Annotated in this window: 6 protein-coding genes and 2 pseudogenes; 3 read left to right on the forward strand and 5 right to left on the reverse strand. The window is 61.6% G+C overall.

Annotated features, from left to right (window positions below; all coding sequences use genetic code 11):
• The first annotated feature begins 3 nt into the window (after positions 1-3).
• On the forward strand, positions 4-843 hold the full coding sequence (locus tag NJC40_RS08760; protein WP_253114405.1) for a 23S rRNA (adenine(2030)-N(6))-methyltransferase RlmJ: 840 nt from the start codon (positions 4-6) through the stop codon (positions 841-843).
• A gap of 47 nt (positions 844-890) precedes the next feature.
• Here the strand turns inward: NJC40_RS08760 and msrA are convergent, their stop codons facing one another.
• The 5 genes and pseudogenes from msrA to aceE all read right to left on the reverse strand — a co-directional run bounded on the left by msrA (position 891) and on the right by aceE (position 9,061).
• Positions 891-1,538: a peptide-methionine (S)-S-oxide reductase MsrA gene (gene msrA, locus NJC40_RS08765; protein WP_045486695.1), complete on the reverse strand. Its 648-nt coding sequence runs from the start codon at positions 1,536-1,538 to the stop codon at positions 891-893.
• Positions 1,539-1,648: 110 nt separating this feature from the next.
• Positions 1,649-3,838: pseudogene (locus NJC40_RS08770) on the reverse strand (putative bifunctional diguanylate cyclase/phosphodiesterase); the annotation flags it as partial.
• A 63-nt stretch (positions 3,839-3,901) separates the two neighbouring features.
• Positions 3,902-4,294: pseudogene (locus NJC40_RS08775) on the reverse strand (diguanylate cyclase); the annotation flags it as partial.
• A gap of 329 nt (positions 4,295-4,623) precedes the next feature.
• The gene (gene aceF, locus NJC40_RS08780; RefSeq protein ID WP_253114414.1) at positions 4,624-6,261 is read right to left on the reverse strand and encodes a dihydrolipoyllysine-residue acetyltransferase; all 1,638 of its coding nucleotides are present in this window, start codon (positions 6,259-6,261) and stop codon (positions 4,624-4,626) included.
• 154 nt (positions 6,262-6,415) lie between these two features.
• On the reverse strand, positions 6,416-9,061 hold the full coding sequence (gene aceE, locus NJC40_RS08785) for a pyruvate dehydrogenase (acetyl-transferring), homodimeric type (protein ID WP_253140301.1): 2,646 nt from the start codon (positions 9,059-9,061) through the stop codon (positions 6,416-6,418).
• A gap of 381 nt (positions 9,062-9,442) precedes the next feature.
• Between aceE and glnE the strand changes: the two genes are divergently transcribed.
• Entirely contained in the window at positions 9,443-12,391 is a 2,949-nt protein-coding gene (gene glnE, locus NJC40_RS08790; RefSeq protein WP_253140302.1) for a bifunctional [glutamate--ammonia ligase]-adenylyl-L-tyrosine phosphorylase/[glutamate--ammonia-ligase] adenylyltransferase, read from the forward strand.
• Between the two features lie 103 nt (positions 12,392-12,494).
• Positions 12,495-13,541: a lipopolysaccharide heptosyltransferase II gene (gene waaF, locus NJC40_RS08795; RefSeq protein ID WP_045486706.1), complete on the forward strand. Its 1,047-nt coding sequence runs from the start codon at positions 12,495-12,497 to the stop codon at positions 13,539-13,541.
• Position 13,542 lies beyond the last annotated feature (1 nt).

The following is a 13,542-nucleotide window of genomic DNA, read 5'->3' on the forward strand; positions in this document are numbered from 1 at the left end:
GCCATGAATTATCGTCACGCCTTCCATGCCGGCAACCATGCCGACGTCTTGAAACACATTGTCCTCACTCGGCTGATTGCGCTGATGTCGCGCAAGGAGCAGCCGTTCGCCTACATCGACACCCATGCCGGGATCGGTCTGTATGACCTGCAGGGCGATGAAGCGACCCGCACCGGTGAGTGGGTCGAAGGCATCGGCCGCTTGTGGGAGGCCACTGACCTGCCTGCGGCCGCGGCCGGTTATATGGATGTATTGCGGCACATGAACCGCAAGACCGGCGAACTGCGCTACTACCCAGGCTCCCCTGAGCTGGCCCGGCGCCTGAGCCGTGAGCAGGACCGCGTATTGCTTAATGAAAAGCACCCCGATGACGGGGCGCTGCTTAAAGACAACATGAAGTTCGACCGCCGCGTGGCGGTGCATCTGGGCGAAGGCTGGCACGTGCCGCGTGCGTTGCTGCCGGTGCAGGAAAAGCGCGCGGTGATGCTCATCGACCCGCCGTTCGAGCAACTCGATGAACTCAAACGCTGCAGCGTAGCGCTCAAGGAGGCCATCGGGCGCATGCGCCAGACCGTTGCGACCATCTGGTACCCGATCAAGGACCCGCGCCAGCTCAAGCGTTTTTATCAGGACCTGGCTGAAACCGGCGCGCCCAAGCTGCTGCGCGTGGAACTCTACGTCCACCCCCTGGAAACCCCGGCCAGCCTCAACGGTTCTGGGCTGGCCATCGCCAACCCGCCGTGGGGGCTTGAAGAAGAGCTGCGCGAGTTGCTGCCCTACCTGGCCGAAAAGCTGGGCCAGACCCAGGGCGGCTGGAAAATGGATTGGTTGATCGCGGAGTAGGACCGGCCGGGCGGCGCCAAGGCGACGGGCGATCTCCTGCTGCAAGCTTAGGCTGGCAGGCACACCCCGGTGCCGCCAATCCCGCAATAGCCTTGCGGGTTCTTCGCTAGGTACTGCTGGTGGTAGCCTTCGGCGAAGTATAGGGTCGGCGCCTCGGCGATTTCGGTGGTGATTTCACCCAGGCCAGCCTTGGTCAGCTCGGTCTGGTAACGCGCTTTGCTGTCCAGGGCTTGCTGCAGTTGTTCGGGTTTGGTGCAGTAGATGACCGAGCGGTACTGGGTGCCAATGTCATTGCCCTGACGCATGCCTTGGGTCGGGTTATGCAGTTCCCAGAACATCTTCAGCAGGGCCTCATAGCTGACCTTCGCCGGCTCATAGACGACCAGGACGATTTCGGTATGCCCGGTCAGGCCTGAGCAGACTTCTTCGTAAGTCGGGTTGGGGGTGAAGCCGCCGGCGTAACCCACCACGGTGCTGACCACTCCCGGGGTCTGCCAGAAGCGCCGCTCTGCGCCCCAGAAACAGCCCAGGCCAAAGATCGCGAACTCGACCTCTTCGAAGAACGGGCCGAGCAGCGGCGTATCATGGACGAAATGCTTCTCGGGGAGCTGGATATGGCTATCGCGGCCCGGCAGGGCTTGTTCGGCGGTAGGCAAGACGTTCTTGTTTACCAGGATTTCCGAGCGCAGGGTCATGAGCAAGTCCTCTGAATAGGCAGGCTGGCGCACGTAAACAGCGGCTGCGCCATACACTGTAAAAAACGGACATACAGTTTGCCCCAGAGGTCTGGGACAGGGAAGGGGCCTCAGAGCAGCGGCTTGTGCGGGTAACGGTGCAGCCGTTCGATCAGATCGTCGCCGCAAATCGGCTTGTCGAACAGGTAACCCTGGCCGATGTCGCAACGATGACGGCGCAGGAACGCCAGTTGGGCTGCGGTTTCGATACCTTCGGCAACCACTTTGAGCTTGAGGTTGTGAGCCATGGCGATTACCGCTGAAGTGATCTCCATGTCGCCTTCATCATCCGGAATATCGCGGATGAAGCTGCGGTCGATCTTGAGCACGTCAATGGGGAATTTCTTGAGGTAGCTCAGCGACGAATAACCGGTACCGAAGTCGTCCATGGCCAGTGACAGGCCCAGGCGCTTGAGCATGTCCAGTTGCTGTCGGGTATCTTCGGTGGCTTCGAGCAGCAGACCTTCGGTGAGTTCAAGTTCCAGCAGCGACGGGTCGAGTGCCTCTTCCTTGAGGATATTGGCAATCGAGGACACCAGCTCGGGATCGGAGAACTGTTTGGGAGAGACGTTGATCGCCACTTGCAGCGGGCCGAAGCCGGCGGCCGTCAGGGCTTTGCTCATCCGGCACGACTCGCGCACCACCCATTTGCCGATCGGAATGATCAGGCCGGTCTCTTCGGCGACACTGATGAACTGATCCGGGCGGATCATGCCCTTTTCCGGGTGGTTCCAGCGCAGCAGGGCCTCCAGGCCGGTGAGGCGGCCGGTCAGCAGACACAATTTGGGCTGGTAGAACACTTCCAGCTCGCTCTGGCTCAAGGCCCGGCGCAGGTTGTTCTCGACGAACAGCTTGTAGCTGGCTTCGGCATTCAGGGCTTCGGTAAACACCTGGACCTGATGTTTGCCATTGGCCTTGGCTTTGTGCAGCGCCAGCCCGGCATTCCGCATCAGGGTCTGCGGATCACGACCGTGGAGCGGCGCACAGGCCAGGCCCACAGAGCCGGTAACGCTGATCAACTGATTGTCGACGAACAACGGCTTGTCGAGGGTCATCAACACTTGGTGAGCGATGCTTTGTCCGGCCTCCGGGCCGGTCTGGTCGAGCAGTACGGCAAATTCGTTACTGGCAAAGCGGGCCAGTACATCGACTGGGCTCAGGGTATTGCGCAGGCGTCGGGCCAGGCTGATCAACAGTTTGTCACCGGTCTGGTGGCCAAGGCTGTCGTTGATGCGCTTGAAGTTGTCGATGTCTACCAGCAGCAGGCTCATCGGCGTGTCGCTGTCACGGGCGAAGCGCTCGTCCAGATGACGAATGAACGCCGGGCGATTGCCCAGGCTGGTCAGGTTGTCGGTGTAGGCCAGGCGCTCGATGCGCTGCTGGGCCAGCTTGCTCTGGGTGATGTCTTCGTAGATGCCGATGTAATGGGTCAGCTCGCGATTGTCGCCGTATACCTTGGAAATTGACAACTGCCCCCAGTAGGGCTCCAGATTTTTGCGCCGGCTTTTGAACTCACCTTGCCAGCTATTGTTGTTGGCCAGGCTTGAGTGGGCATCGAACAGGCTGCCGAGGTTTTCCAGAGCAGGAAGCTCGGCGAGCTTGTGACCATGGACTTCATCGGCGGCGTATTGAGTGATGGCGGTAAAGCTGGGGTTGACGTATTCCACTACGCCGTCGCAGTTGACCAGCAGAAAAGCATTGGCGCTCTGTTCCACCGCTCTCTGGAACAGATGCAGGGCGCTGGTGGCGGTACGTCGGTTGTGGTTGTTGATGACCAGCGCAAACTGGTCAGCCAGTTCGCCGGCAAAGGCCACCTCATCCGTAAGCCACTGGCGCGTTGCACCGGTCTGCTCCAGGCACAGTACGCCGACCAGTTGCCCGTCCAGGCGGATGCTGGCATCGAGCAGGGCGCGCACATCGCGTGGCTCAAGGCTGCTGGCCAGCTCCAGCGTGCGCGGGTCTTCGCGGGTGTTGCTGGCATCGATGGCGCGACTGTTGAGCAGCGCCTCGTGGTAGGCCGGTGAGTTGCTGATATCGATGGGCGATGGCTGGCGGTGCTCGCCGCTCTCGCGCACGTATTCAGTGACGGGCACCAGCGTCTGGCCTTCCAGATTCCAGATACTGGCACCGGCGACATCGTAGATCTCGCAGGCCGTCTGGGTAATCAGTTGCGCCGCTTCCTGCACCGAATTACCCGAGTAGCGATGACGGGCCAGCCGCAGGATCAGTTCCTGCTGGGCGCGTGCGCGCTGCAGTTGGGCAAACGGGCTGAGCGGATTGACATGCCTGCCTGCCGGATCGCTGTCATCAGCGTTGAATGCAGGCCCGTCGATGACCACAAAATAGCCGCGCAACAGTTGGCGGTTGTGCTGTTTGAATGCCTCGCCCATCTCCAGTAGCCCCAGCGGGCCATTGACCGTGTGCAAGGTGTAGCGGATCAGATAATGCGATGCCCGGGTCAGTTGCTGCTGCAGATCATCGTGCAGCCGATAACGTGCCTCCGGCTCCATCAGGCTGGCGAAAGGAGAACTGATCAGTGAGCACAGCTCCACTGCTGGCATGCCGAATGCTTGTTCACAGTTCGGATCAAGATATAGCAGCGCCCAACTGGCTTCATTCAGCCGTTCGAAACGCAGCATGCCCAGGCGCGAAGGCACCGGCAATTGCGTCACTACCTCGGCTGCCGTTCTGGCGGCAGCATCGGGCTGGCTTTTCATGAACAAACTCGCTTTCCGAATTCTGGTCGCGCGGGCATTGGCCCTGATAACTTTCGCGCCCGGCAAGGTTGCATGATGCAGCACTGCCTTACAAGAGAGCGCGGTGGCTTAGTGCTATAAAAGTATCAGAGTAATGTGTCCACTGTTCAATCCATTCGGACCGGTCGCCGCGTACAGGGTTTCATGTAACGACAGGGTATCGGCCATGTATCGCAGAACTGCTGTCTGAAGTTGTGACACAGGACAAAAAAGCCCCGCTTGCGCGGGGCTTTTGGTACGGCAGCCAGATGTTCGGCAGTCGGCCCCGCGCAAACGGGGCCGCTGATGCCTTACAGCAGGATGGTGCGGATGTCGGCCAGCAGTTCGCTCAGACGCTTGGTAAAGCGTGCAGCGGCGGCGCCGTTGATGACACGGTGGTCATACGACAGCGACAGTGGCAGCATCAGGCGCGGCTGGAATGCCTTGCCGTCCCAGACCGGCTGCATGGATGCCTTGGAGACACCCAGGATCGCCACTTCCGGTGCATTGACGATCGGCGTGAAGCCGGTGCCGCCAATGTGACCGAGGCTGGAGATGGTGAAGCAGGCGCCCTGCATGTCGTTGGCGGTCAGCTTCTTGTTGCGGGCTTTTTCGGCCAGCGCAGCCGCTTCGGCCGCCAGTTGCAGCAGGTTCTTCTGGTCGACGTCGCGGATCACCGGGACCAGCAGGCCATCCGGGGTGTCCACGGCAAAGCCGATGTGCACGTACTTCTTGCGGATCACCGCTTTGCCGCTTGGTGCCAGCGATGCGTTGAAGTCCGGCAGTTCCTTGAGCAGGTGCGCGATGGACTTGAGCAGCAGTGGCAGCACAGTCAGCTTGACGCCAGCCTTTTCCGCCACGGCTTTCTGCGCCACGCGGAAAGCTTCCAGGTCGGTGATGTCGGCCTGGTCGAACTGAGTCACGTGCGGGATGTTCAGCCAGCTGCGGTGCAGACCGGACGCGCCCAGTTGCATCAGGCGGGTCATCGGCACTTCTTCGATTTCACCGAAGCGGCTGAAGTCGACTTCCGGAATCGGCTGGATACCGGCACCGCCAGTGGCGCCGCCTGCGGGTGCTTCCTTGGCCTTTTGCAGCTGGGCCTTGACGTAGACCTGCACGTCTTCTTTCAGTACACGACCGTGCGGGCCGGTCGCGGTCACTGCGCTCAGCTCGACGCCGAACTCACGGGCCAGTTGACGAACGGCAGGGCCGGCATGGACCTTGGCGCCATCTTTGGCTGGGGCAGCGGCCGGAGCGGCAGCCGGAGCCGGTGCGGCTTCAGCTTTTGCTGCGGCAGGTGCGGCGGCCGGAGCCGATGCAGCAGGTGCCGGAGCGGCAGCAGCAGGGGCAGCAGCAGCCGGAGCGCTACCTGCGATTTTCAGGCGCAGGATCAGATCGCCAGTGCCGACTTCCTGTTCCAGCTTGACTTCAACACTCTCGACCACGCCAGCGGCAGGCGATGGAATTTCCATGCTCGCCTTGTCGGATTCGAGGGTGATCAGCGACTGGTCGGCTTCGATGCTGTCGCCTGGCTTGACCAGCAGTTCGATGATCTTGGCCTTGCCCGACGAACCGATGTCCGGTACGTGGATGTCCTGCACGCTGGCCGCAGCGGCAGGTGCCGGTGCAGCCGCCGGCGCTTCAGCAGCCGGAGCAGGGGCCGCAGCGGCTGGCGCGGCAGCAGGTTCTGCGGCTGGCGCTGCGGCGGCTTCGCCACCTTCACTTTCCAGCTCGAACAGCTCGTCGCCTTCTTTCAGGCGGTCGCCCAGCTTGACCTTCAGGGCTTTGATGACGCCGCCCTTGGGGGCAGGGATTTCCATGCTCGCCTTGTCCGACTCCAGGGTCAGGACGCTCTGGTCCGCTTCGATGCGGTCGCCGACCTTGACGAACAACTCAATGACTTCACCTTCACCGTTGCCGATGTCGGGTACGCGAATTAGCTCACTCACTATGCTTCTCCTCAGGAGAACCTGTTCCAGACTGTATATTGCGCGGCTGTTTGCAACGAAACAGCCTCGGATGCTCATTTGCCGGGGGCAAATTCCGCATCGTCGGCTGTTTCCAGGCTTGAGCCTGCGCTATGGACGAATCCGGGACAGACTCTTAGCAGTCCAGCGGGTTGCGTTTCTCTGGGTCGATACCGAACTTGGCGATGGCTTCTGCCACCACTTTAGGCTCGATGTCGCCACGGTCTGCCAGGGCTTCCAGTGCGGCCAGCACCACGAAGTTGCGGTCCACTTCGAAGAAGTGACGCAGCTTCTTGCGGCTGTCGCTGCGGCCGAAGCCGTCGGTGCCCAGCACTTTGAACTCTTTGGACGGAACCCACTGACGGATCTGTTCGGCGAACAGCTTCATGTAGTCGGTCGATGCGACAACCGGGCCTTTACGGCCGGTCAGGCATTGCTCGACGTAAGTCTGCTGAGGCTTCTGGCCAGGGTGCAGGCGGTTGTGACGCTCGACCGCCAGGCCGTCACGACGCAGTTCGTTGAAGCTGGTCACGCTCCAGACGTCGGCACCGACGTTGAACTCTTCGCGCAGGATCTTCGCCGCTTCACGGACTTCACGCAGGATGGTGCCCGAACCCAGCAACTGGACGTGGTGCGCAGCCGCCTTGGTGTCTTCCTCCAGCAGGTACATGCCCTTGATGATGCCTTCCTCGGCGCCGGCCGGAATGGCTGGCTGGGTGTAGGCTTCGTTCATCACGGTGATGTAGTAGAAGATGTCCTGTTGCTCTTCGGTCATCTTCTTCATGCCGTCCTGGATGATCACCGCCAGCTCATAGCCGTAGGTCGGATCATAGGTGCGGCAGTTCGGCACGGTGGCAGCCAGGATGTGGCTGTGACCGTCTTCGTGCTGCAGGCCTTCACCGTTGAGGGTGGTACGGCCGGCGGTACCGCCGATCAGGAAGCCACGGGTGCGGCTGTCGCCAGCGGCCCATGCCAGGTCACCGATACGCTGGAAGCCGAACATCGAGTAGAAGATGTAGAACGGCAGCATCGGCTGGTTGTGGTTGCTATACGCAGTACCGGCAGCGATGAACGACGACATGGCGCCGGCTTCGTTGATGCCTTCTTCGAGGATCTGGCCTTTCTTGTCCTCGCGGTAGAACATCACCTGGTCTTTATCGACTGGCTCGTAGAGCTGGCCGACCGACGAGTAGATGCCCAGTTGGCGGAACATGCCTTCCATACCGAAGGTACGGGCTTCGTCCGGGATGATCGGCACGATGCGCTGGCCGATTTCCTTGTCCTTGACCAGTTGCGCGAGAATCCGCACGAAAGCCATGGTGGTGGAGATTTCGCGGTCGCCGGAACCGTCCAGGATAGCCTTGAGGGTATCGAGTGGCGGGGTCGGGACGCTGAAGCTCTTGGCGCGACGTTGTGGCACGAAACCACCCAGTGCAGCACGGCGCTCAGCCAGGTAACGGGCTTCGGCGCTGCCTTCTTCCGGACGGTAGAACGGCAGGCTTTCCAGGTCGGCGTCCTTGATCGGCACGTCGAAACGGTCGCGGAAGTGACGCAGGCTGTCGACGTCGACCTTCTTGGTGTTGTGCGCGGTGTTCTTGGCTTCGCCAGCACCGGTGCCGTAACCCTTGATGGTCTTGGCCAGGATGACCGTCGGCTGGTCCTTGTGGTTGACCGCCTGATGGTAGGCTGCATAGACCTTGTACGGGTCGTGGCCGCCACGGTTGAGCTTCCAGATCTCGTCATCGGACAGGTCTTCGACCATGGCCTTGAGTTCAGGCGTGTTGAAGAAGTGCTCGCGCACGAACGCGCCGTCTTTGGCTTTGTAGTTCTGGTACTCGCCGTCGATGACTTCGTCCATGCGGCGCTGCAGGGCACCGTTGGTGTCCTTGGCCAGCAGTGGATCCCAGAAGCGGCCCCAGATGACCTTGTTGACGTTCCACTGGGCACCACGGAACACGCCTTCGAGTTCCTGGATGATCTTGGCGTTGCCGCGAACCGGGCCGTCGAGGCGCTGCAGGTTGCAGTTGATGACGAAGATCAGGTTGTCCAGCTTCTCGCGGCCGGCCAGGGCGATGGCGCCCAGCGATTCCGGCTCGTCGGTCTCGCCGTCGCCCAGGAAGCACCAGACTTTCTGCTTGCCTTCCGGAATGAAGCCGCGGCTTTCCAGGTACTTCATGAAGCGGGCCTGGTAGATCGCCTGGATCGGACCCAGACCCATCGAAACGGTCGGGAACTGCCAGAAATCAGGCATCAGCCATGGGTGTGGGTAAGAGGACAGGCCCTTGCCGTCGACTTCCTGACGGAAGTTGTTCATGTTCTCTTCGGTGATCCGGCCTTCCATGAACGCACGGGCGTAGACGCCTGGCGATGCGTGACCCTGGAAGTAGATCAGGTCGCCGCCGTGCTCGTCGGTCGGGGCCTGGAAGAAATAGTTGAAGCCGATGTCGTACAGCGTCGCACTGGAGGCGAAGCTGGAGATGTGGCCGCCCAGATCCGGGTCGTTCAGGTTGGTCTTGACGACCATCGCCAGCGCGTTCCAGCGAACCAGAGAGCGGATGCGGCGTTCCATGAACAGGTCGCCAGGCATGCGGGCTTCGTGAGTTACCGGAATGGTGTTGCGGTACGGCGTGGTGATGGCGTACGGCAACTGCGAACCACTTCGTGTGGCCAGTTCGCCCATACGGGTCATCAGGTAATGGGCACGGTCTTCGCCTTCTTTGTCGATAACCGATTCCAGGGCGTCCAGCCACTCCTGGGTTTCGACGGGATCAAGGTCTTGCATGGCTTGCTCCAGAGCGGAAAGGCTTCCAGAATCGGACGCCTGAGTTTGCGACTGGCCTTGTGGGCAGCCGACATAAATTCTTGGATGGCCGGCGGTTGTGCCGGCGGCGTGTAGTTTTACTACAAGTCGCCAACCATTTCAGCTTATTGAGTGATTCATCCAGTAGTAAAACTACAGATAACCGACCAAAACGCTCGTGTCATGTTGTGGGATCAAACGTTACCGTTGATCGCGAGCGCATATGATGGCCAGAAAATTGGTGATTTATATCGCAAAAGCGATTTTCTCAGCAATTTATTACCTTTGTTCGACAGCGGTGGCTGTCAGAGCGATCTTACATCTATGGCACATCGCCCGTAACACGCCGATCAAGGATAGACCATGAGCTTGCCTTCGCTGACTGAAATTTCGGCCCCGCTGCTGTCATCCGCTACACAAGCCCGCCAGACTTTCCTGGCAGCGCTGGATTGTTTGCCAGAGGCGACACAGGCCGCTTTTGCGGGCTGGCCGCAGCAGCGCCAGGCCGCCTTCGAGCGGGTCTGCGCCGCCAGTGATTTTGTCACCGAACAGGTGGGCCGTGATCCGCAGATGCTTGTGGACCTGGCTGCCAGTGGCGATCTGGAACGAGCCTTTGCTCCTGGGCAGTTGCGCGACCAGTTGGCAGAGGCGGTGCAGGCCGCCGCCAGCGAAGACGACCTGGGCCGGATTCTGCGCCGCCAGCGCAACCGCCATCAGGTGCGCATCATCTGGCGCGATCTGACCCGTCAGGCTGATCTGGTGCAAACCTGCCGCGACCTGTCCGAGATGGCCGATGCCAGCATCGATCTGGCCTATCAATGGTTGTACCAGCGCCATTGCCAGCAGTTCGGTGTGCCCACCGGGCGGCGCAGCGGCCAGGCGCAGCAGATGGTGATCCTCGGCATGGGCAAGCTCGGCGCGCTTGAGCTGAACCTCTCATCGGATATCGACCTGATTTTTGCCTACCCTGAAGGTGGCGAAACCGTTGGCGTCAAACGCCCGCTGGATAACCAGGAGTTCTTCATTCGTCTGGGCCAGCGGTTGATCAAGGCGCTGGACCCGGTGACCGTCGATGGCTTTGTATTTCGCGTCGACATGCGCCTGCGGCCTTACGGTTCGTCCGGGGCGCTGGTGCTCAGCTTCAATGCCATGGAGCAGTACTATCAGGATCAGGGCCGTGATTGGGAGCGTTATGCCATGATCAAGGCTCGCGTGGTGGGTGGCGATCAGGCGGCCGGTGCACAGCTGCAGGACATGCTCCGACCGTTCGTCTATCGGCGCTATCTGGACTTTTCGGCCATTGAAGCGCTGCGCACCATGAAGCAACTGATCCAGCAGGAGGTGCGCCGCAAGGGCATGGCCGAGAACATCAAGCTGGGGGCTGGCGGCATTCGCGAAGTGGAGTTCATTGCCCAGGCCTTTCAATTGATTCACGGTGGCCGTGACCTGAGCCTGCAACAAAGGTCGTTGCTCAAAGTCCTCAAGACCCTTGAAGGCCAGGGCTATCTGCCGACGCCGGTGGTCGAGGAGCTACGCGAAGGTTATGAATTTCTACGCTACACCGAACACGCGATCCAGGCCATTGCCGACCGCCAGACCCAGATGCTGCCAGGCAACGAGCTGGATCAGGCGCGGATTGCCTTCATGCTCGGCTTTGCCGACTGGGCCGGTTTTCATGAGCGCCTGATGCACTGGCGCGGCCGGGTGTCCTGGCACTTCCGCCAGGTGATCGCCGACCCTGATGGCGATGACGATCAAGAGCAGGGTGAGCTGGTGGTGGGCGGCGAGTGGTTGCCGTTGTGGGAGCAGATCCAGGACGAAGAGGCCTCGTGCCGGCAGTTGCAGGAAGGTGGCTTTGCCGATGCAGGCAAGGCGCTCAAATCCCTGAGCAACCTGCGCTCCGGTCCGCAGTTGCGCGCTATCCAGCGTATCGGTCGGGAGCGGCTGGATGCCTTTATCCCGCGCCTGCTGGCTCAGGCGGTGGAGCACGACAATCCAGACCTGGTGCTGGAGCGGGTGTTGCCGCTGGTCGAAGCCGTGGCCCGGCGTTCGGCCTATCTGGTGCTGCTCACCGAAAACCCCGATGCCCTGCGCCGGTTGCTGACGTTGTGTGCGGCCAGCCCGTGGATTGCCGAACAGATCACCCGCTTCCCGCTGCTGCTCGATGAGCTTCTTAATGAAGGTCGGCTGTTCAGCCCGCCGCAGGCACCGGAACTCAATGCCGAACTGCATGAGCGCCTGATCCGCATCCCGGAGGATGATCTGGAGCAACAAATGGAGGCGCTGCGCCACTTCAAGCTGGCCCACGGGTTGCGCGTGGCAGCGTCGGAGATCAGCGGCAGCCTGCCGTTGATGAAGGTCAGCGATTACCTGACCTGGCTGGCCGAGGCGATCCTGCAGCAGGTTTTGGCCCTGGCCTGGCGCCATACCGTGGCGCGCCACGGCACGCCGAAGCGCCCGGACGGCAGTCTGTGCGATCCGGCTTTCGTTATCGTTGGCTATGGCAAGGTCGGCGGGATCGAGCTGGGGCACGGTTCGGACCTGGACCTGGTGTTTATCCACGATGGCGACCCGCAGAGTGAGACTGACGGCGCCAAGCCGATTGATGGTGCGCAGTTCTTCACCCGGCTGGGCCAGCGGATCATTCATCTGCTGACCACCCAGACCAACTCCGGCCAGTTATATGAAGTGGACATGCGCCTGCGGCCATCCGGCGCGTCCGGGCTGCTGGTCAGTTCGGTCGGTGCATTTGCCCGTTATCAGGAAAACGAAGCCTGGACCTGGGAGCATCAGGCACTGGTACGCGCCCGGGTGCTGATTGGCAGCCCGGACGTCCAGGCGTCTTTCGAGCAGGTGCGCGCCGGGGTTCTGGGGCGTGAGCGTGACCTGGCCCAGTTGCGCGTCGAAGTCAGCGAAATGCGCGCCAAGATGCGCGATAACCTGGGCAGCAAGGCCAGCGCAGCGGGCACCGCCGCCAATGCCTTTGACGCCGCTGTGCCGTTCGACCTCAAGCAGGACGCCGGTGGTATCGTCGATATCGAATTTATGGTGCAATACGCGGCCCTGGCGTGGTCGCGGGACTACCCGCAACTGCTGCGTTACACCGATAACATTCGCATCCTTGAAGGTCTGGAAGAGGCCGGTTTGCTGCCGGGTGCCGATGCCAGCCTGCTGCGCGAAGCCTACAAGGCCTATCGTTCGGCGGCGCACCGCCAGGCCCTGCAAAAGCAGGCCGGCGTTGTCGCAGGTGACCAGTTCCCGGAGCAACGGCGCGAAGTGCGGCGTATCTGGGCGGCGCTGGGATTGAAATGACGGCTGGCATGGCCAGCCAATAAGGCTAAGGACGGGGAGGCGTCAGGTTGTGTGAAAGGGTCACGCAACCTGACCTGCCTCCCTGGTCGTTTTTGGATTGAGCATGAACATTCTGATCGTTGGACCTAGCTGGGTCGGTGACATGGTGATGGCGCAAACGCTGTTCCAGTGTCTGAAGCAGCGGCATCCTGAGTGCGCAATCGACGTGCTGGCACCCGAATGGAGCCGGCCGATCCTGGAACGCATGCCCGAAGTCCGTGCGGCGCTGAGCTTTCCTCTGGGCCACGGCGCCCTGGAGCTGGCGACCCGGCGGCGCATCGGCAAATCCCTGGCCGGCCAGTACGATCAGGCGATCTTGCTGCCCAACTCGCTGAAGTCGGCACTGGTGCCGTTCTTTGCCGGCATCCCCACGCGCACCGGCTGGCGCGGCGAGTTCCGTTACGGCTTGCTCAATGACGTGCGCAAACTCGACAAACAGCGCTACCCGCTGATGATCGAGCGCTTCATGGCCCTGGCTTATGACAACGGCGCGGCGTTGCCGCAGCCTTATCCGCGCCCGCAACTGAGCATTGACCCGGCCACCCGCCAGGCCGCGCTGGCACGCTTCGGCCTTAGCCTTGAGCAACCGGTGCTGGCCCTGTGCCCGGGTGCCGAGTTCGGTGAGGCCAAGCGCTGGCCGTCCGAGCACTACGCCAAAGTGGCTGATGCGCTGATTCGACAGGGCTGGCAGGTCTGGCTGTTCGGCTCGAAAAAAGACCACCCGGTGGGCGAAAGCATTCGCCAGGAACTGATTCCCGGACTGCGCGAAGAAGTCACCAACCTGTGTGGCGAAACCTCTCTGGCCGAAGCCATCGACCTGCTGTCGTGCGCCCGTTCGGTGGTGTCCAACGACTCGGGGCTGATGCATGTGGCCGCCGCCCTGAACCGCCCGCTGGTGGCGGTCTACGGCTCGACCTCGCCGGGTTTCACGCCGCCACTGGCTGATGAAGTAGAGGTCGTGCGGCTGGGCCTGGAGTGCTCGCCTTGCTTCGACCGTACCTGCCGCTTCGGCCACTACAATTGCCTGCGCCTGCTCGACCCGGGTCAGGTGATCCAGGCGCTGGGCCGCCTGGGTAGTGGGCTGGACGCCACCCCGGTAGAGGTGCTCTGAC

Origin of the sequence: Pseudomonas sp. 21LCFQ02, assembly GCF_024129895.2 — a bacterium.
GTDB lineage: Bacteria > Pseudomonadota > Gammaproteobacteria > Pseudomonadales > Pseudomonadaceae > Aquipseudomonas.

Excerpts from the sequence above, each read along its gene's own strand:
- waaF (WP_045486706.1), top strand. The coding sequence starts at position 12,495 with ATGAACATTCTGATCGTTGGACCTAGCTGGGTCGGTGACATGGTGATG.
- glnE (WP_253140302.1), top strand. The coding sequence starts at position 9,443 with ATGAGCTTGCCTTCGCTGACTGAAATTTCGGCCCCGCTGCTGTCATCC.
- NJC40_RS08760 (WP_253114405.1), top strand. The coding sequence starts at position 4 with ATGAATTATCGTCACGCCTTCCATGCCGGCAACCATGCCGACGTCTTG.
- msrA (WP_045486695.1), bottom strand. The coding sequence starts at position 1,538 with ATGACCCTGCGCTCGGAAATCCTGGTAAACAAGAACGTCTTGCCTACC.
- aceE (WP_253140301.1), bottom strand. The coding sequence starts at position 9,061 with ATGCAAGACCTTGATCCCGTCGAAACCCAGGAGTGGCTGGACGCCCTG.